Source organism: Kitasatospora sp. NPDC017646, from assembly GCF_044329365.1.
Classification (GTDB): domain Bacteria; phylum Actinomycetota; class Actinomycetes; order Streptomycetales; family Streptomycetaceae; genus Kitasatospora.
Map to the genome: position 1 here is coordinate 1 of NZ_JBIRJC010000080.1, position 16,597 is coordinate 16,597.

Annotated in this window: 13 protein-coding genes and 1 tRNA gene; 5 read left to right on the plus strand and 9 right to left on the minus strand. The window is 72.9% G+C overall.

Translation table 11 applies throughout. From position 1 onward, the window contains the following. Positions 1 to 124 precede the first annotated feature (124 nt). Complete coding sequence (locus ACH4J0_RS41455; protein ID WP_396246378.1) at positions 125 to 1,600, minus strand: catalase; 1,476 nt, start codon at positions 1,598 to 1,600, stop codon at positions 125 to 127. A 105-nt stretch (positions 1,601 to 1,705) separates the two neighbouring features. Between ACH4J0_RS41455 and ACH4J0_RS41460 the strand changes: the two genes are divergently transcribed. Beyond that, complete coding sequence (locus ACH4J0_RS41460) at positions 1,706 to 2,119, plus strand: Fur family transcriptional regulator (protein WP_396246379.1); 414 nt, start codon at positions 1,706 to 1,708, stop codon at positions 2,117 to 2,119. A 67-nt stretch (positions 2,120 to 2,186) separates the two neighbouring features. Here the strand turns inward: ACH4J0_RS41460 and ACH4J0_RS41465 are convergent, their stop codons facing one another. From ACH4J0_RS41465 to ACH4J0_RS41475, 3 genes are all read right to left on the minus strand, one after another. Further along, positions 2,187 to 4,160, minus strand: a complete 1,974-nt coding sequence (locus ACH4J0_RS41465) for a tetratricopeptide repeat protein (RefSeq protein ID WP_396246380.1) — start codon at positions 4,158 to 4,160, stop codon at positions 2,187 to 2,189. 368 nt (positions 4,161 to 4,528) lie between these two features. Next, positions 4,529 to 4,602: transfer RNA gene (locus ACH4J0_RS41470), tRNA-Met, on the minus strand. A gap of 66 nt (positions 4,603 to 4,668) precedes the next feature. Then, positions 4,669 to 7,671, minus strand: a complete 3,003-nt coding sequence (locus tag ACH4J0_RS41475) for a UPF0182 family protein (RefSeq protein ID WP_396246381.1) — start codon at positions 7,669 to 7,671, stop codon at positions 4,669 to 4,671. Positions 7,672 to 7,858: 187 nt separating this feature from the next. Here ACH4J0_RS41475 and ACH4J0_RS41480 point away from each other — a divergent pair, with 187 nt between their 5' ends. Next, positions 7,859 to 8,431 carry a PPA1309 family protein gene (locus tag ACH4J0_RS41480; RefSeq protein WP_396246382.1) on the plus strand — a complete coding sequence of 191 codons (573 nt, stop codon included), beginning with the start codon at positions 7,859 to 7,861 and terminating at the stop codon, positions 8,429 to 8,431. Positions 8,432 to 8,436: 5 nt separating this feature from the next. Here the strand turns inward: ACH4J0_RS41480 and ACH4J0_RS41485 are convergent, their stop codons facing one another. From ACH4J0_RS41485 to ACH4J0_RS41500, 4 genes are all read right to left on the minus strand, one after another. After that, on the minus strand, positions 8,437 to 9,549 hold the full coding sequence (locus ACH4J0_RS41485) for a PDZ domain-containing protein (protein WP_396246383.1): 1,113 nt from the start codon (positions 9,547 to 9,549) through the stop codon (positions 8,437 to 8,439). Between the two features lie 42 nt (positions 9,550 to 9,591). Next, complete coding sequence (locus tag ACH4J0_RS41490; RefSeq protein ID WP_396246384.1) at positions 9,592 to 9,783, minus strand: hypothetical protein; 192 nt, start codon at positions 9,781 to 9,783, stop codon at positions 9,592 to 9,594. A gap of 248 nt (positions 9,784 to 10,031) precedes the next feature. Continuing rightward, positions 10,032 to 10,472 (minus strand): molybdenum cofactor biosynthesis protein MoaE, encoded by a 441-nt coding sequence (locus ACH4J0_RS41495; protein ID WP_396246385.1) that lies wholly within the window; start codon positions 10,470 to 10,472, stop codon positions 10,032 to 10,034. Positions 10,473 to 10,594: 122 nt separating this feature from the next. Next, positions 10,595 to 11,743: an NAD-dependent epimerase/dehydratase family protein gene (locus ACH4J0_RS41500; RefSeq protein WP_072654697.1), complete on the minus strand. Its 1,149-nt coding sequence runs from the start codon at positions 11,741 to 11,743 to the stop codon at positions 10,595 to 10,597. A 199-nt stretch (positions 11,744 to 11,942) separates the two neighbouring features. On the opposite strand from ACH4J0_RS41500, the gene ACH4J0_RS41505 reads away from it, so the two are divergent. Together ACH4J0_RS41505 and ACH4J0_RS41510 are read left to right on the plus strand one after the other, a co-directional pair. Beyond that, positions 11,943 to 13,493 carry a zinc-dependent metalloprotease gene (locus tag ACH4J0_RS41505; protein WP_396246386.1) on the plus strand — a complete coding sequence of 517 codons (1,551 nt, stop codon included), beginning with the start codon at positions 11,943 to 11,945 and terminating at the stop codon, positions 13,491 to 13,493. Beyond that, a complete protein-coding gene (locus tag ACH4J0_RS41510) occupies positions 13,490 to 14,077 on the plus strand; it encodes an NUDIX hydrolase (protein WP_396246387.1) in 588 nt (195 codons plus the stop codon). Before ACH4J0_RS41505 ends, ACH4J0_RS41510 begins: the two co-directional genes overlap by 4 nt. Before the next feature lie 101 nt (positions 14,078 to 14,178). Here the strand turns inward: ACH4J0_RS41510 and ACH4J0_RS41515 are convergent, their stop codons facing one another. Beyond that, positions 14,179 to 14,853, minus strand: a complete 675-nt coding sequence (locus ACH4J0_RS41515) for a M48 family metallopeptidase (protein ID WP_396246388.1) — start codon at positions 14,851 to 14,853, stop codon at positions 14,179 to 14,181. A gap of 324 nt (positions 14,854 to 15,177) precedes the next feature. On the opposite strand from ACH4J0_RS41515, the gene ACH4J0_RS41520 reads away from it, so the two are divergent. Continuing rightward, positions 15,178 to 16,266 (plus strand): TOMM precursor leader peptide-binding protein, encoded by a 1,089-nt coding sequence (locus ACH4J0_RS41520; protein ID WP_396246389.1) that lies wholly within the window; start codon positions 15,178 to 15,180, stop codon positions 16,264 to 16,266. Positions 16,267 to 16,597 lie beyond the last annotated feature (331 nt).

Here is a 16,597-nt window from a genome sequence, read left to right on the forward strand (position 1 = left end):
AAGAACCGGCGTGTTGACCTTGCCGACCCGGGGGCGTCGGACCTTCTGAGTTCCCGGGCGGTTGGGGGGGGGGCCCCCCGGGGGGGGGGGGGGGCGGGGGCCCCCGCCGCCTCCCCGGTCCGCCCTACTGCTTGCGCAGCTCCCGGACCGCCGCCTCCAGCCGCTGCCCGTAGTCGGCGTCGGCCTTGCGGAAGTTGTCGATCGCCCGCTCCACGATGGACTCGCGGTCGGCCGAGACCTTGGCGATGAAGCCCGCCAGGTTGGCGATCAGCCGCTGCTTCTCCTCCTCGGAGTACAGCCGGTACAGGTTGCCGGCCTGCACGAAGTCGTCGTCCTCGGCGTGCGAGGGCGTCGCGTGGGTGCCGGTGTACCCGTCGACGGCGGTCGCGGCCCACAGCGGACGGCCGGTCTGCACGGGGCCGCCGAAGCTGTTCGGCTCGTAGTTCTTCTGCCGCCCGTGCCGGCCGTCGTACAGGTAGCCGTCGCGGCTGTTGGTGCGGGCCTCGGTGGCGTGCGGGCGGTTCACCGGCAGGTGGTCGGCGTTGATGCCGACCCGGTAGCGGTGGGCGTCCGCGTAGGCGAACAGGCGCCCCTGGAGCATCTTGTCCGGGGACGGCCCGATGCCGGGCACGAAGTGCGCCGGGGAGAACACCGACTGCTCGACCTCGGCGAAGACGTTGTCCGGGTTGCGGTTGAGCTCCAGCCGGCCGAACTCGATCGGCGGGTAGTCGGCGTGCGGCCAGACCTTGGTCAGGTCGAACGGGTTGAAGCGGTAGGTGGCCGCGTCGGCCGCCGGCATGATCTGGACCTGCACCGTCCAGCTGGGGAACTCGCCGCGCTCGATCGCCTGGCGCAGGTCGCGCTGGTGGCTGTCCGGGTCCTCGCCGGCGAGCTTGTTGGCCTCGGCCTGGGTGAGGTTGCGGATGCCCTGGTCGGTCTTGAAGTGGTACTTGACCCAGAAGTGCTCGCCGGCCTCGTTCTGCCACTGGTAGGTGTGCGAGCCGAAGCCGTCCATGTGCCGGTAGCTGGCCGGGATGCCGCGGTCGCCGAACAGCCACGTCACCTGGTGGGTCGACTCGGGCGACAGGCTCCAGAAGTCCCAGACGTTGTCGGCCTCCTGCGAGCCGGTGTACGGGTCGCGCTTCTGGGTGTGGATGAAGTCCGGGAACTTGATGGCGTCCTTGATGAAGAACACCGGGGTGTTGTTGCCGACGAGGTCGTAGTTGCCCTCCTCGGTGTAGAACTTCAGCGCGAAGCCGCGCGGGTCGCGCACCGCGTCGGCCGCGCCGAGGTTGCCGGCCACGGTGGAGAAGCGCAGGAAGACCTCGGTCTGCTTGCCGACCTCGGAGAGGAAGGCCGCCCGGGTCCAGGGCGTGACGTCGGCGGTCACCGTGAAGGTGCCGTACGCGCCGGCGCCGCGGGCGTGCACCACGCGCTCCGGGATCCGCTCGCGGTTGAAGTGCGCGAGCTTCTCGAACAGCAACTGGTCCTGGATCAGGGCCGGGCCCCCGACGCCCGCGGTCTCGGTGTTCTGGTTGTCGGCGACCGGGGCGCCGGCCTCCGTGGTGAGGGTCGGGCGCAGCTCGTCCTGCGTGGTCATAACGGGTCGCCTCCGAGGGGTCCGGTCGTGATGACACGATCCTAACTTGGACTTCATCTAAGTCAACACTGGCACCAAACTCAGAGCGTGACTTACTCTGGTTCCATGAGTGACCTGCTGGAGAGACTGCGCGGACGCGGCTGGCGGCTGACCTCGCAGCGCCGGGTGGTGGCCGAGGTCCTCGACGGCGAGCACGTCCACCTCACCGCGGACGAGGTGCACGCCCGCGCCACCGACCGCCTGCCCGAGATCAGCCGCGCCACCGTCTACAACACGCTCGGCGAACTCGTCGCCCTCGGCGAGGTGCTGGAGGTCGCCACCGACGGCCGCGCCAAGCGCTACGACCCGAACGCCCACCGCGCCCACCAGCACCTGATCTGCTCCGGCTGCGGCGCGATCCGCGACGTCCACCCCCACGGAGACCCGCTCGCGGCCCTGCCCGCCGCCGAACGCTTCGGCTTCGCCGTGACCACCGCCGAGGTCACCTACCGCGGCCTGTGCCCCGACTGCCGCCCCTGACCCGACGGCCGCCCCTGACCCGCCGGCCGCCCGACGGCCGCCTCCCGGAGCCCCGGTCGGGGGCCGGTTACGCGCTCAGCTCCGCGTGCAGCGCGCCCAGCAGCCGCCCGGCCCGCTCCGCGACCTCGGCCGGCCCGTAGTCCATCGCCCGCCGGCACCAGTTCTCGGCCTGCACCGGCTCGCCCCGGCGCAGCGCCAGCAGCGCCAGGCGCAGCGCCGCCCGCCCGTGCCCGGCGTCGGCGGCCCGGGTGTACCAGAGCATCGCCTCCGCCTCGCTGTCCTGCCGGGCCAGCAGCAGCCCCAGGTTGAACGCGGCGCTGCGGCTGCCCGCCTCGGCGGCCCGCCGGTACCAGCTCTCGGCGATCTCCAACGCCCCCCGCTCGGCCGCCCGCACGCCCATCCGCACCTGCGCCCGGCGGTGCCCGGCGTCGGCCGCCAGCGCGTACCAGTGCTCGGCCTCCGCGTCCGCGTCCCCCCGCCGGTCCAACACCGAGGCCAACCGGAACGCGCCCTCCGCCGAACCGCCCGCCGCGGCCTGCCGGTAGCGCTCCAGCGCGCCCGCCAGGTTGCCGCGCTGCTCCTGGGCGACCGCCAGCTGCAGCGCCGCCTCGCCGTGGCCCTCGGCGGCCGCCCGCGCGTACCACTCCTGGGCCTGCCGGACCTCGCCGCGCCCGGCGTGCAGGACGCCCAGGTTGAAGGCGCCGTCCACGCTGCCGGCCTCGGCGGCCTTGGAGAACCACGGCTCGGCGCCGGACTCGTCACCGCGCTGCAGCAGCACCACGGCCAGCGCGTTGCAGGCCTCCCGGTGCCCGGCGTACGCGGCCCGGCGGTACCACTGCTCGGCCTGCTGGTCGCGGCCGGTCCCGGCGCAGAGCAGGCCGAGGTTGAAGGCGCCGTTCTGGTCGCCCGCGTCGAGTGCGGTGCGGTACCAGTGCTCGGCCTCCTTGGCCTCGCCGCGGCTCGCGTGCAGGGCGCCGAGCGCGTTGGCGGCGTTGCCGTCGCCGGCCTCGGCGGCCTCCTGCCACCACTCGGCGGCGGCGGCGAGCTCACCGGAGTCGCGCAGCAGGAAGCCGAGCGCGCACGCGGCGCGCGGCTCGCCGTTCTGGGCGGACTGGCGGTACCAGCGGGCCGCCTCCTCCAGCAGCGACCGGTCGGTGCGGGCGCGCTCCTCCAGCAGCACGCCCAGGCGCAGCGCGGCGCGGGCGTGGCTGCGGGCGGCGGCGGTGCGGTACCAGGCCTCGGCGGTCTCCTTGTCCCCGGCGGCCTCGCGCATCCGGGCCAGCCGGTAGGCGGCCTCGCGGTGCCCGGCGTCGGCGGAGACCTTGAACCAGCGCTCGGCCCGCACGTCGCGCCGGTGCTCCATCAGGTCGCCGAGCGCGTAGGCGCCCAGCGGGTGGCCGTGGTCGGCGGCGAAGTGCAGCCAGTACTCGGCGGCCTCCTCCTCGCCCTGGTCGCGCAGCTGGAGCCCGAGCGCGTGCGCGGCGGGGGCGCTGCCGGCCACCGCCGCCTGGTGCCACCACTGGCCGGCCTCGGCCCGGTGGCCCTGCTGGTGCAGCAGGACGCCCAGGTTGTTGGCGGCGGCCCGCACCCCGGCGGCCGCGGCGGCGCGCAGGTAGGGCTCGGCGTCCTCCAGGTCGCCGCGGCGCAGCAGCAGGGTGCCGAGCCGGCCGGCGGCGTCCGCGTCACCGCCGTCGGCGGCCTGCCGGTGCCGGGCCTCCAGGGCGGCGGACTCCCGCGCGGCCAGCGCGGTCTCGAAACTCGTCGGGTCCAGGCCCGCCGGGTCCAGCGCGGCACCGGAGGGCGACTCCTCGCCGCCCGCCCCGTACGGGCCGACGGCGGCGGAGAACTGACGGGTGGACACGTGGACGAGGCTGTCGGGCCCGAAGCCGCCGACCGCGGGCCGCTCGGACAGTCCGCTGGTGCGCTGGGCGGGCAGGGCCCCGAGGCGGTCGTCGGGGCTCTCGGCGCTCTCCGCCCAGGCGTCGGTGTCCGCCTCGACGGCCGCACCGGACCTGGTCCCTGACTTGCCGATCAGCCTCATGCCGACTCCCGCTCCCCCAGAGTGTCGCGGCATCGTGCCCCGGCCGACGGCCGGGGGGACTCCCAGGAGAGGCGCCGGACCCGACGGCCCATCAGCGGCCGTGCACCGTCCCCCGTGTGTCCCATCGTCGCATCACCCGCTACCCGCGTACACCTGCCCCGGCCGAATTCGGGCGGGGCGGCCCTGAAGCCGACGAAATTGCTTCGGCGCTTTGTCGATTTCCCGACACTTCCACCCCACAAACCCCAGTGCCGTCCCCGTTGGCGACGGTCGATAGTACCGGAGCGGTTCCCGCCGCTTCCGGACGGAAACATGGCAGGAAATGCCAGAGGCCCGGAGGAATGATCCTCCGGGCCTCTGACACTGAGTAGCGGGGACAGGATTTGAACCTGCGACCTCTGGGTTATGAGCCCAGCGAGCTACCGAGCTGCTCCACCCCGCGTCGGTGATAGAACCGTAGCACGGACACGGGGTGGAACCCAAAACGGTTACCGCAGCTCAGCGGCGACTAGGGGTGCGGGCTGGGCGCCCCCGACCCGGTCGGCGCCGCCGTCGGGGCCGGCGCCGGGCTGCCTGCGCGGGCCGCGTCGGCCGCCTTCAGGGCGTCCCCGAGGGCCTTCTGGGCGTTGCCGTAGGCCACCCAGTCGCCGTTCTTGAACGCGGTCTGGCTGTCGCTGTACGCCTTCTGCGCGTCGGACAGCGCCTTCTGCAGCTCCGGCGAGATCGTCCCGCCCGGCGCCGGGGTGCCCGGCCCGGTCGGCGTGGACGTCGGCGTCGGCGTCCCGGGAGAGGGCGTCCCGCCACCCGGTGTGGTGCCGTTGCCCGGCGCCGTCCCGCTGCCCGGGCTGGACGGTGCCACCGGCGTGGCCGGCGGGGCCTGCCCGGCGAACAGCTTCTTCAGCGCGTCCTCCAGGGTGTTCTCGAACGCCACGTTGTCGTCCCCGTACACCGCCAGGACCTTCTGCAGCGTCGGGTACTTGGCACCGCGCCCGCGCACGTACACCGGCTCGACGTTCAGCAGGCCGCCGCCGACCGGCAGGGTCAGCAGGTTGCCGTACTCCAGCTCGGTGTCGCCGCCGGTCTTCAGCGCGTAGATCTGCGAGGCCACCTCCTGGCGGGAGTTGAACTTCGACTGCACCAGGCCCGGGCCGGGGGCTCCGCTCTCGCCCGTCATCTTCAGGATGCGGATCTTCCCGTAGTCGTCGCCCGGATCCGCGTTGACGGACATGAAGGCCGCCAGGTTGGGCCGCTGGTTGGGCACGAAGGTGCTGGTGAGCGAGAAGCTCGCGGCGGCGGCGTCCGGCGTGCGCACCGTCACGTAGTACGGCGGCTGGACCTGCTTGGTGTCACTGGTCGGGTCCACCGGGACCTGCCAGATGTCGCTGCCGTTGAAGAACGAGTTGGCGTCGGTCACGTGGTACTGGCCGAGCAGGTCGCGCTGCACCTTGAACATGTCCTGCGGGTAGCGCAGGTGCGGCAGCAGCGACGCCGGGATGTCCGCCTTCGGCTCGACGGTGCCGGGGAAGGCCTTCATCCAGGTCTTCAGCACCGGGTCCTTCTCGTCCCACTGGTAGAGCTTCACCTCGCCGGTGTAGGCGTCCACCGTGGCCTTGACCGAGTTGCGGATGTAGTTGACCTGGTTGGCGACGGTCAGCAGCTCACCGCGCTGGTTGGTCAGCGAGTCCTTGGTCGCGGTGCCCAGCGTCGTCTTCGACGAGAACGGGAAGCCGTCCGAGGTGGTGTAGCCGTCCACGACCCACACCACGCGGCCGTCCTGCACCACCGGGTACGGGTCGGCGTCGATCGACAGCCACGGCGCGACCTTCTCCACCCGCTCCTTCGGCGTCCGGTTGTAGACCACCTTGGCGCCGTCGGTGATCGCCCCCGCGTACAGGATCTGCGGCTCGGCGAAGCGCACCGCGTACGCGGCCCGGGTGATCGGGTTGTCCAGCGAGACACCGCTGTCACCGGCGTACGTGTACTCCACGTTCTGGCCGGTCTTGACGTCGGTGTAGTCGATCTCCTTGTTCGAGCCGCCGACGATCGAGTAGGTCGTCGTCTTCTCGCCGTAGTAGATCCGCTGCTCGTAGTCGCCCAGCGCACCGGTGGTCGGCAGGCCGGACTCGGTGAACACCGGGCCGCCCTTGTCGTCGACCTGGTTGCCCCTGGCGACCGCCGCGCCGTAGCCGTGGGTGTACTTGAAGTGGTCGTTGATCCAGTTGCGCTGCACCCCGTTGAGGTCCAGCTCCCGCAGGCCGATCACGGTGTCCTGCTTGTCCGCGCCGGTGCCGTAGCGGTCCACCGACAGCGTGCTCGGGAACGCGTAGTAGTTGCGCTGTTGCTCCAGCGACTGGAACGTCTGCGAGACGATGTTCGGGTCCAGCAGCCGCACGTCCGCGATGGTCTGCGCGTCCGGCTTCAGCGCGTCACCCGTGGTCGAGCCCTGCGGGCTGTACGGGGTGGTCCGCGCGTCCGCGATCCCGTAGGCCTGCCGGGTCGCGTCGATGTTCTTCTGGATGTACGGCGTCTCCTTGGCCTGCTCGTTCGGCTTGACTTGGAACTGCTGCACGATCGCCGGGTACAGGCCGCCGATCAGCACCGCCGACAGCACCATCAGCCCCAGCCCGATCAGGGCCGGCGCCCAGGTGCGGCGGACCGGCGTCAGGAAGAACAGCACCGCGCAGATGATCGCGACGAAGAACAGGATCGTCTTGGCCGGCAGGAACGCGTTGGCGTCCACGTAGCGCAGGCCCGTCCAGCCCGACACGCCCTTGTAGGAGCCGGTCTTCACCGCCAGCGCGTACCGGTCCAGCCAGTACGCCACCGCCTTCAGCAGCACGAACACGCCCAGCAGCACCGCCAGGTGCCCCTGCGCGCCCGCGCTCGCCCGACGGCCCGGGCCCTGCAGCCGCAGCCCCCCGTACAGGTAGTGCACCAGCGCCGAGGTCAGCAGCGAGACGATCACCGCGCTGAACGCGAAGCCCAGCACGAACTCGTAGAACGGCAGGTCGAAGGCGTAGAACGAGACGTCCATGCCGAACTGGGCGTCCTTCTCCCCGAAGGACGTCGCGTTCGTCCACATCAGCCAGGTCCGCCACTGGCCCGACGCCGCCGCGCCCGCCACCAGGCCGATCACCAGCGAGACGCCGATCAGCGCCCAGCGCTTGAACGGCGCCAGCCCCGCCCGGTAGCGGTCCAGGCTCTGCTGTTCCACCGACATCGCCGACAGCGGCGGCCGCAGCCGGTGCGCCAGCCAGATGTTGAAGCCGACGATCACCGCCATCAGCAGCCCGAACACGGCGAACAGGCCGATCTTCGTCCACAGCTGGGTGGCGAAGACCGAGGAGTAGTGGACCGACCTGAACCACAGCCAGTCCGTCCAGAACCCGGCGAACATGACGAACAGCAGGAAGAGCACCGCGAGCACGCCCAGGGTCAGCAGGGCCACCCGCGCCCGCCGGGAGGGCGGGCCCACCCTCCGCCGGAAACCCGGCCCTGAGCGTTCCGGCATCTGGAATACCACGGTGGCACCTCAGCTGTGTCGTCTGGAATCGGTCGGTCGTCAGAGAAACTTAACCAGGCTTTGGTCGAGTTCCCACCGTTAGCAGACGGTTACTACGGTGCCCGCACGGCCCCCGTCGCACCCTCCGCCGGTCGCCCCGGCGAGCGCCCGCCGCCCGGCGTGTGAGGATTGAGTCATGTCCGACGCGTCTGATCTGAACAACTCCCCCGACGACGTCTCCAAGCTCCCCGCCGCCACCCCGCTCACCCGGGCCGCGCTGGAGATCGACGAGTACGCCGCCACCCTCGGCTGGGACCTCCCGGCCCGACTGTTCGCCCTGGTGGACAGCGCCGCCCTGCGCAAGGCCGACCCCCGGATCGCCAAGCAGCTCGGCCTCTCCGAGGGCGACGAGCCCGGCCTCACCCCGGTCGAGCAGGACGAACTCCCGGCCGGTATGGAACTCGACAAGTTCCTCGGCACCATCGCCTGGCCCGACGCGGTGGCCGGCTGCGCCCTGGTGGTCGAGCGGCTGATGCTGCCGCCGGGCGCCGAGCAGTCCCGCCCCCGCGGCGCCTCCGACGCCCAGCTCGCCGAGTGGGTGGCCAACCACCCCAAGCGCGAGGAGGTGCGGATCACCGCCGCCGTGCTGCGCGACGGCCGGAAGGAGATCGCCCTGCGACTGCGTTCCAAGGACGTCGCCCGCGAGGTGCTGACCGGCCCGGACCTGGTGCCCGGCTTGACCGACGCGCTGCTGGCGACCTTCTCCTGAGCCCCTTACCCGGGGCAGGACGGCAGCGCGGAGGTCTGCCCGGAGCGGATCTGCTCCAGCGACTTCAGCGCGCCGTCCAGGGTGTCCGTCTTGATCAGGGTCAGCCCGGACGGGACGTTCTTGGTGGCCTCGGCGCAGTTCGAGGACGGGGTGAGGAAGTACTCGGCCCCCGCGTCCCGGGCGGCGATCAGCTTCATCGATATCCCGCCGATCGGGCCGACCTTGCCGTCGTCGTCGATGGTCCCGGTGCCGGCCACGAACTTGCCGCCGGTGAGGTCGCCGCCGGGGGTGAGCTTGTCGACGATGCCGAGCGAGAACATCAGCCCGGCGCTGGGGCCGCCGACGTCCTGGAGGCCGATGTCGATCTGGAACGGGTAGGTGTGCCGGATCCCCGTGCCGATGCCGACCACCGCGAGCTCGGCCCGCTCGGCCGGAGCCTTCGGGTCGAGGTCCTTGGCCCGCACGGTCGGGACGGTGACGTCGGTCTTCGCGCCCGGGGTGGCCGAGCCGTTGCCGGAGGTGTCCTTGACGCGCGGCACCACGGTGAAGACCACCGACTCGCCGGGCTTGTGCTTGGTGACGGCGGCGACCACCTGGTCGACCGAGTCGACGGCCGTGCCGTCCACCGCGACGATCTGGTCCCCCGCGTGCAGCCGGCCCTCGGCCGGGGCTCCCGCGGTGACCGACTTGACGATCAGTTCGTTGCCGACCGGGACGCCCAGCTGCTTGAGCGCTGCGGTGCGCGCGCTGTCCTCGGAGGAGGCGAACTCCTCGGCGTTCTGCTTCTTGGCGTCCGCGTCCGACTGGCCCTTGGGGTAGACGTTGTCGTGCGGCACCACCAGCACGTCGTCGCGCATCCAGCCGATCACCGCGTTGACCAGGCTGGGCTCGTACTTCGCCCCGGTGACCTGCACGGTGGTCATGTTGAGGTGCCCGGAGGCCTTGTACGAGTCGTGGCCGGTCACGGTGATCACCGGCTTGCCCCCCTGGTCGCCGAGCGTGTTGTACGTCGGGCCCGGGCTCATCTCCGTGTACGGCACCTTCATCAGCACCGAGACGCAGAGCAGCGCTATGAGCAGCAGGGTGGCAGCGAGCATCGTCGCGGAGCGGCGTGGCATGCCTCGACAGTACGGGACGCGGGTGACGCGGCGCCCGCCGGGCTACCGACCGGAGCGCTCGCCGGGGGCGGCGGTGCCGGCGGTGGTGCGTTCCATCGCGGCCATGAAGCGCTGGTGTTCGGCGAGGGAGGCCGGGTCCCCCGTCGCTCTCGGGGCCCGCTGGGCCCAGGCCGCCCAAGCGGCAGCGACCAGGACGGCGACAACCGGAATGATCAACCAGGCGAGCGCACCCATGTCAGTACTCCCAGCTCGTCGTGTCTATGAGCAGATTAACCACTCCGACGGACAACGCGGCCAGCGCCGTCCGGGTTACGGGACGGCCGATCGGCTCACTTCCGGGGAGTATCCGGCCCACCGGTCCGGACCCGTTCGGGTGAGGCGACGGCGCGCCTGACCCGAGGGACGCGCTCCGTGTGCATCCGGTTCCGCCGCACACGGTCGGGGATCCCGACTGGAGGCGGCGGGAGGGATGTCGGCTGCGGTCAGCAGCCGCCGGCGCCGACCCACTCCTCCTCGCCGTCGGCGAAGACCTGGTGCTTCCAGATCGGCACCTTGTGCTTGAGGTCGTCGATCAGCCGGCGGGCGGCCGCGAAGGCCTCGCCGCGGTGGGCGCAGGAGACGGCGACGATCACGGCCTTGTCGGTGATCTCCAGCCGGCCCACCCGGTGCACCGCGGCGAGCGCCCTGACCGGGAAGTCGGCGACGACCTTCTCGGCGATCCGGCGCATCTCCTCCTCGGCGGAGGGATGGCAGCTGTACTCCAGCGCGGAGACCGACTTGCCGCCGTCGTGGTCCCGGACCGTCCCGACGAAGACGGTGGTGCCTCCGGCCGCGTCGTCGCCCACCGCCTCGTACACCTCGTCCAGGGAGAGCGGGGTGTCGCGGACGGCGAGCAGGCGGATGGGGTCGTGGTTCTCGGACATGACCCCATGATTCCTCATCCGGGGCCGCCTGCGGCAAGGGTCTTCCGCATCACGATTACGAAATTTCGCATCGTGAGAAACTGGCGCCCCGTTCGATTCCCGTCCGTCGGGAACCAGCGGATTCAGAAGCGGCGCCGCTTGCGGGCCCGGCGCACCAGCGCCGCCGTACCCACCAGCGCCACCGTCGCCCCGGCCGCCCCCAGGCTGGTCGCGGCCTCCTTGCCGCCCAGCCGCCGCCCCGCCACCGCGTGCTTGCCGGACACCTGCGCCAGCAGCTCCGCCAGCACCTGCTCGTTGGTGAACTCCGGCCGCCAGCCCGCCTCGTGGAGCCGGCTGCCGGACACCACCCACGGGTACATCGTGTACGCCAGGTCCCCGGCCGGGGCCGGGGTCAGGCCCAGCCGGTGCAGTCGCGCCGCCGTCCCGAGCGCCAGTGCGGCCGGCAGCTCCATCCGCCGGATCCCCGACAGCCGCTCCACGTCCTCCTGCTCCAGCCAACCGTCGCAGCCGACCGTCACCTCGCCCTCGACGAGGCCCAGCGCCGCGTACTCCAGCGCCGCCGCCAGGTCCTCCACGTGGCAGAACTGCCAGCACGGGCGGGAACCGGCCACCACCAACAGCCGGGGCGCCTCGAAGTGCCGGGTCAGCACGGTGTCCACCCCGGGGCCCACCACCACCGCCGGGCGCAGCACCGTCACCTGAAGCCCCGGGTGGGCGCGCGGCGCCCGCCGGGCCAGGCGCTCGATCTCCAGCAGGTCCCCGACCAGCGAGGCCTCCTCGGTCGCCCGCAGCTCGGAGTCCTCCGCCAGCGGCACCTCGTTGTCGGCCAGCGCGCCGTAGACCATCGCCGAGGTGCACAGCACCACCCGGTGCACCCCGGCGGCCGCGGCCGCGGTCAGCACCGTCTGGGCGCCGCGCACGTTGTAGGCGCTGCGGGCCCGCGGATCGGACTCCATGCCGAAGTCCATCGCCAGGTGCACCACCACGTCGACCCCGGCCAGCCGCTCGGCCACCGCCGGATCCCGCACGTCCAGCACCCGCCACTGCACGCCCGCGACCTCACCGCGCCGGTCGTCCACCGCCAGCACCCTGCGCACGTGCGGCGAGGCCACCAGCCGGGCGGCGACCCGCTCGCCCAGCACGCCCGCGGCGCCGGTGACGGCCACGGTCAACGGCCGCCCGCCGTAGGCTGGAGGCGGCGACACCGTGGTGTCCGGGTCGTCCTCTCCTGCGGTCAGCCCAGAGCGAACGTCCGAAGGCGGGGAACTCACCGGCCATCCTCCACGGTTAGCTTATGTGCGTACGGACGTGTGTCACGTACGTCCATCCTGCCCGAGGCGAAGGCCCGGCGGTGCACCCGGCGCGGGCCCAGCGCGCGGGAGCCGCCCCCGAGTCCCCCGCTCCACCGGACCCCCGGGCGGCAGCACTTCCCGCCACACCCGCATGACGGCCGACCGGATCGAGGACCCCGTGAGCGACCTTCCCTTCGGATTCGGCGTTCCGCCCGAGGAGCCCGAGGACGGCAAGGCCAAGCCCGACGACGCGCAGAGGAAGAAGGAGCAGGGCCAGGAAGGCACCGGCGGCCCCCAGCCGTTCGGCTTCGGAGCCGGCAACCCCTTCGGCGCGATGTTCGGCATGCCCGGCGCCCCGGGCGGCCCCGGCGGCGCCGGAGCCGACAACCCCTTCGCCGCGATGTTCGGCGGCCTCAACCCCGGCGACCTCGGCGCCGCCTTCCAGCAGCTCGGGCAGATGCTCTCCTTCGAGGGCGGCCCGGTGAACTGGGAACTCGCCCAGAACATCGCCCGGCAGACCGTCGTCGCCGAACCGGCCGAGGGCAAGAGCAAGGACCGCTCCGTCGGCGCCGTCGAGCGCGCCGCCGTGGAGGAGGCCGTGCGCCTGGCCGACCTGTGGCTCGACGGCGTCACCGAGTTCCCCTCCGGCGCCGGCACCGCCGTCGCCTGGAGCCGCGCCGAGTGGATCGAGGCCACCCTCCCGGTCTGGAAGGACCTCGTCGACCCGGTCGCCGAGCGCGTCGGCACCGCCATGGGCGGCGTCCTGCCCGAGGAGATGCAGGCCATGGCCGGCCCGCTGATGGGCATGATGCGCTCCATGGGCGGCGCCATGTTCGGCACCCAGATCGGCCAGGCGCTCGGCGCCCTGGCCGGCGAGGTCGTCGGCTCCACCGACGTCGGCCTGCCGCTCGCCCCCGCTGGCAAGGCCGCCCTGCTGCCGCAGAACGTCGCCGAGTTCGGCGAGGGCCTGAACGTGCCCGCCGAGGAGGTCCGGCTGTACCTCGCGCTGCGCGAGGCCGCCCACCAGCGGCTCTTCGCCCACGTGCCGTGGCTGCGGGCCCACCTGCTCGGCGCCGTCGAGGCCTACGCCCGCGGCATCAAGGTCGACACCTCCCGCATGGAGGAGCTCGCCGGCCAGCTCGACCCGAGCAACCCGGAGGCCCTCCAGGAGGCGCTGGCCGGCGGCCTGCTCCAGCCCGAGGACACCCCCGAGCAGAAGGCCGCGCTCGCCCGCCTGGAGACCGCGCTCGCGCTGGTCGAGGGCTGGGTCGACGCCGTCGTCCACGCCGCCGCCGCGCCGCACCTGCCGCAGGCCGGGGCGCTGCGCGAGACCGTCCGGCGCCGCCGCGCCGCCGGTGGGCCCGCCGAGCAGACCTTCGCGACCCTGGTCGGCCTGGAGCTGCGCCCGCGCCGGCTGCGCGACGCCGCCCGGCTGTGGGCGCTGCTCGCCGACGCCCGCGGCGTCGAGGGCCGCGACGCCCTCTGGGAGCACCCCGACATGCTGCCCACCGCCGCCGACCTGGACGACCCGGACGCCTTCGTGCACCGCGGCAGCGGCGACCTGGAGGGCGGGTTCGACTTCGACGCCCTCGACAAGCTGCTCGGTGAGGCCGCGGCCGGCAAGCCCGACCTCACCAAGGACGAGCGGCCGAAGGGCGACTCGCCGGAGGGTGACTCCCCGAGGACCGACGACGACGGCACCGACGGAAAGGGCGAGCCCACCGCATGACGGCCACCGGGACGGGCACGTCCACCCTGCACGCGGACGCGGTCCGCACCCTGACCGACTGGCGGCCCGCCGACCAGGACCAGGAACAGCTGCGGCTCGACTACCTCGCGCACCTCACCGAGCAGCCCGAGGGGGTGTACCGGTCCTGCCTGCCCGCCCACCTCACCGCGAGCGCGGCCGTCATCGACCCGGCCGCCGGGCGGGTGCTGCTCACCCTGCACCCCAAGGTCGGCATCTGGCTGCAGATGGGCGGGCACTGCGAACCCGGCGACGCCGACCTGGCCTCCGCCGCGCTGCGCGAGGCCGTCGAGGAGTCCGGCATCCCCGAGCTCACCCTGCTGCGGGAGAACGGCGTCCCCGTCCCCGCCAGGCTGGACCGGCACCAGGTCCGCTGCACCGGCAAGGACCGGCCGGAGAACACCCACCTGGACGTCCAGTACATCGCGCTGGCCCCCGCCGGGGCGCGGGCGCTGATCAGCGAGGAGTCACTCGACCTGCGCTGGTTCGACTACGACAGGCTGCCGGAGCTCACCGACCACTCGGTGCGTGATCTGGTCGCCCGGGCACGGCGGCTGACCGCCTGACGGACTGAGGTGCGACGCGCCAAGGGGGCGCGGGCCAACGTGGCTCACGCCCCCTTTTCGTCGCCCTTGCCGACATCTCATCACACTTCGTCACCATGCGGTCACCCGCAGGAGGCCGCCGGATCCGGGCCCGGCGCAGCGTGCCGGGCACCCGGAATGTGCGGCAGCCGGGCGGCGGACACCACGCCCTCCAGATAGCCACGGGCCCGCTCCGTCCGGGGATAGGCCTCCAGCAGCACCCAGAACGCCGAGCCGTGGTCCGGCACCAGCAGGTGCGCCAGCTCGTGCAGCAGCACGTAGTCCAACACGTACTCCGGCATGCCCTGCAGCCGGTGGGACAGCCGGATCGTCCCCTCGCTGGGGGTGCACGAGCCCCAGCGCGAATTCTGGTTGGTCACCCAGCGGACCTGGACGGGCTGGGCGCGACCGCCCAGGTAGGCCGCCGACAACTCCCGGGCCCGGGACATCAGGGCGTCGTCCCCGAGGATCCGCCGGCGCTCCTGGGCGGCCAGCTTCTCCAGCATCTGCGCGACCCAGCGCTGCTCCTCGGCGTGCGACATCCGGGCCGGGATCAGCACGACGGTGCGATCGCCCTCGCGGTAGGCGGAGACGGTACGGCTGCGGCGGGCGCTGCGCCGCACCTCGACCCGGCTGCGGTCGTGCGTCTCCGGGGCCACGGTCCCGGAGGGCGGGTGCTGCGGCTTCTCCTGCCGGTTCTCGCCCTGGCTCTCGCGCTGCTTCTCGTCCGGGCGCCCGCGCGTGGTCGGCGCCGTCATCTGCGACCCGGTCGCTGCACGGGCACGCCGACGCGACGCCGGTGGATGGGAGTCCCGCTCGGCTGCCATGGCACACGACGTTACCCGGTACAGCTGACAGAAGTCCGGTGCCGTGGCCGAAATCTTTCGTGGAGCGATCGGGAACGAAAGGCCGCCAGGGGATGTCCGGAAACCGACGCCGGGGCGGATGGGCAGTTATCCACAGGGCCTGCGAACAGATGGTGTGATCATGCCCTCGGCCCTGTGGATAACTTTCTGCGCGCGGTCCGCGCGATGGGGCATGCTGCGGTCAGCCGTCCGGAAACGATCGGAAGGGAGATCGTCGTGCGCCTCGTGTTGAAGCCCGCTCTGTCCCGCAGCTGGCGGGACTCCGAGACCCTGCAGTTCGGCACCGTCACCCGGTACGCCGGAGTGCTGGGCAACGCCGACAAGACGCTGTGCGAGTTCCTCGAACTGGTCGACGGGACGCGCGACCGACCCGGTCTCCTGTCCGCCGGCGAGCGGATCGGGCTCGGGCGCGAACCCGCCGACACGCTGCTGAACGAACTGGAGGAGACCGGGCTGCTGGACGACGCGGAAGCGACCGACCGGGCGCTCTCCCGCTACCCCCGGCCCCACCGGGACCTGCTCGGACCCGACCTCGCCTCGCTGTCCCTGGTCCACTCCGGTCCGGGCGCCGCACCGGCGGTGCTGGCCCGGCGGGCCGACGCCCGGATCGAGGTGCGCGGAGCGGGCCGGGTCGGCGCGGCCGTGGCGGCGGTGCTCGCCGCCGGCGGCATCGGCACCGTCACGGTGACCGACAGCGGGCGGGTCCAGCACGGCGACTGCTCCCCTGCGGGACTGCCGCCCGCGGACGTCGGGCGACTGCGCTCGACGGTCGCCCGGGAGGCGGTGCAACGGGCCACGGGCCGACCGCTGGTCCCGGTGCCACGGCGGAAGTCCGACGACCCGCCACCAGACTTCGTGGTCCTCGCACCCCGGGACGGCAGTGCCGCCTTCGCGGGCGGGACGTACGAGGCCCGGCTGCTGCTCCGGGCTGGCGTGCCCCACCTGTACGTGGGCGTGGTGGAGGAGTTCGGCATCATCGGTCCGCTGGTGATCCCGGGAAGGTCGGCCTGCGGCCACTGCCTGGTACTCAGGCGCGAGGACGAGGACGCGGCCTGGCCACGGGTCCTGGCCCAGCTGGCGGACAACGGCCCCGGCCGGGCCCGCACCCCGGCCTGCGACACCGCCCTGGCGACGACCGTCGCCGGCCTGGCGGCACTGCACGTCCAGGTGCACCTGGACGGCGGCCGACCGCCGAGCGTCGACGGCTGGTGCGAGGTCTCGGCGGGCGACGGGATGCCCCGCCGCCTGCGACTACGAGGACACCCGGACTGCGGCTGCCTGTGGCAGCCACTGCCACCGGGCTGAGGAGGAGGGAAAAGGAGGAACGCATCGGGCACAGGCCCGGCGGCTGCGGGGCTCGGCAGCCGCCCGACCTGAGGCTCGGGCCGACACGGGCGGAGCCCATGGCCAGGTGAGCCCATGGCCAGGTGAGCCCATGGCCAGGTGAGCCCATGGCCAGGTGAGCCCATGGCCAGGTGAGCCCATGGCCAGGTGAGCCCATGGCCAGGTGAGCCCATGGCCAGGTGAGCCCATGGCCAGGTGAGCCCATGGCCAGGTGAGCCCATGGCCAGGTGAGCCCATGGCCAGGTGAGCCCATGGCCAGGTGAGCCCATGGCCAGGTGAGCCCATGGCCAGG

What these genes read in the sequence shown, in the direction of transcription:
- ACH4J0_RS41515 (WP_396246388.1), bottom strand. Translation starts at nt 14,853, where the DNA reads ATGACGGCGCCGACCACGCGCGGGCGCCCGGACGAGAAGCAGCGCGAG.
- ACH4J0_RS41485 (WP_396246383.1), bottom strand. Translation starts at nt 9,549, where the DNA reads ATGCCACGCCGCTCCGCGACGATGCTCGCTGCCACCCTGCTGCTCATA.
- ACH4J0_RS41510 (WP_396246387.1), top strand. Translation starts at nt 13,490, where the DNA reads ATGACGGCCACCGGGACGGGCACGTCCACCCTGCACGCGGACGCGGTC.
- ACH4J0_RS41480 (WP_396246382.1), top strand. Translation starts at nt 7,859, where the DNA reads ATGTCCGACGCGTCTGATCTGAACAACTCCCCCGACGACGTCTCCAAG.
- ACH4J0_RS41490 (WP_396246384.1), bottom strand. Translation starts at nt 9,783, where the DNA reads ATGGGTGCGCTCGCCTGGTTGATCATTCCGGTTGTCGCCGTCCTGGTC.
- ACH4J0_RS41455 (WP_396246378.1), bottom strand. Translation starts at nt 1,600, where the DNA reads ATGACCACGCAGGACGAGCTGCGCCCGACCCTCACCACGGAGGCCGGC.
- ACH4J0_RS41465 (WP_396246380.1), bottom strand. Translation starts at nt 4,160, where the DNA reads ATGAGGCTGATCGGCAAGTCAGGGACCAGGTCCGGTGCGGCCGTCGAG.
- ACH4J0_RS41460 (WP_396246379.1), top strand. Translation starts at nt 1,706, where the DNA reads ATGAGTGACCTGCTGGAGAGACTGCGCGGACGCGGCTGGCGGCTGACC.
- ACH4J0_RS41475 (WP_396246381.1), bottom strand. Translation starts at nt 7,671, where the DNA reads ATGCCGGAACGCTCAGGGCCGGGTTTCCGGCGGAGGGTGGGCCCGCCC.
- ACH4J0_RS41495 (WP_396246385.1), bottom strand. Translation starts at nt 10,472, where the DNA reads ATGTCCGAGAACCACGACCCCATCCGCCTGCTCGCCGTCCGCGACACC.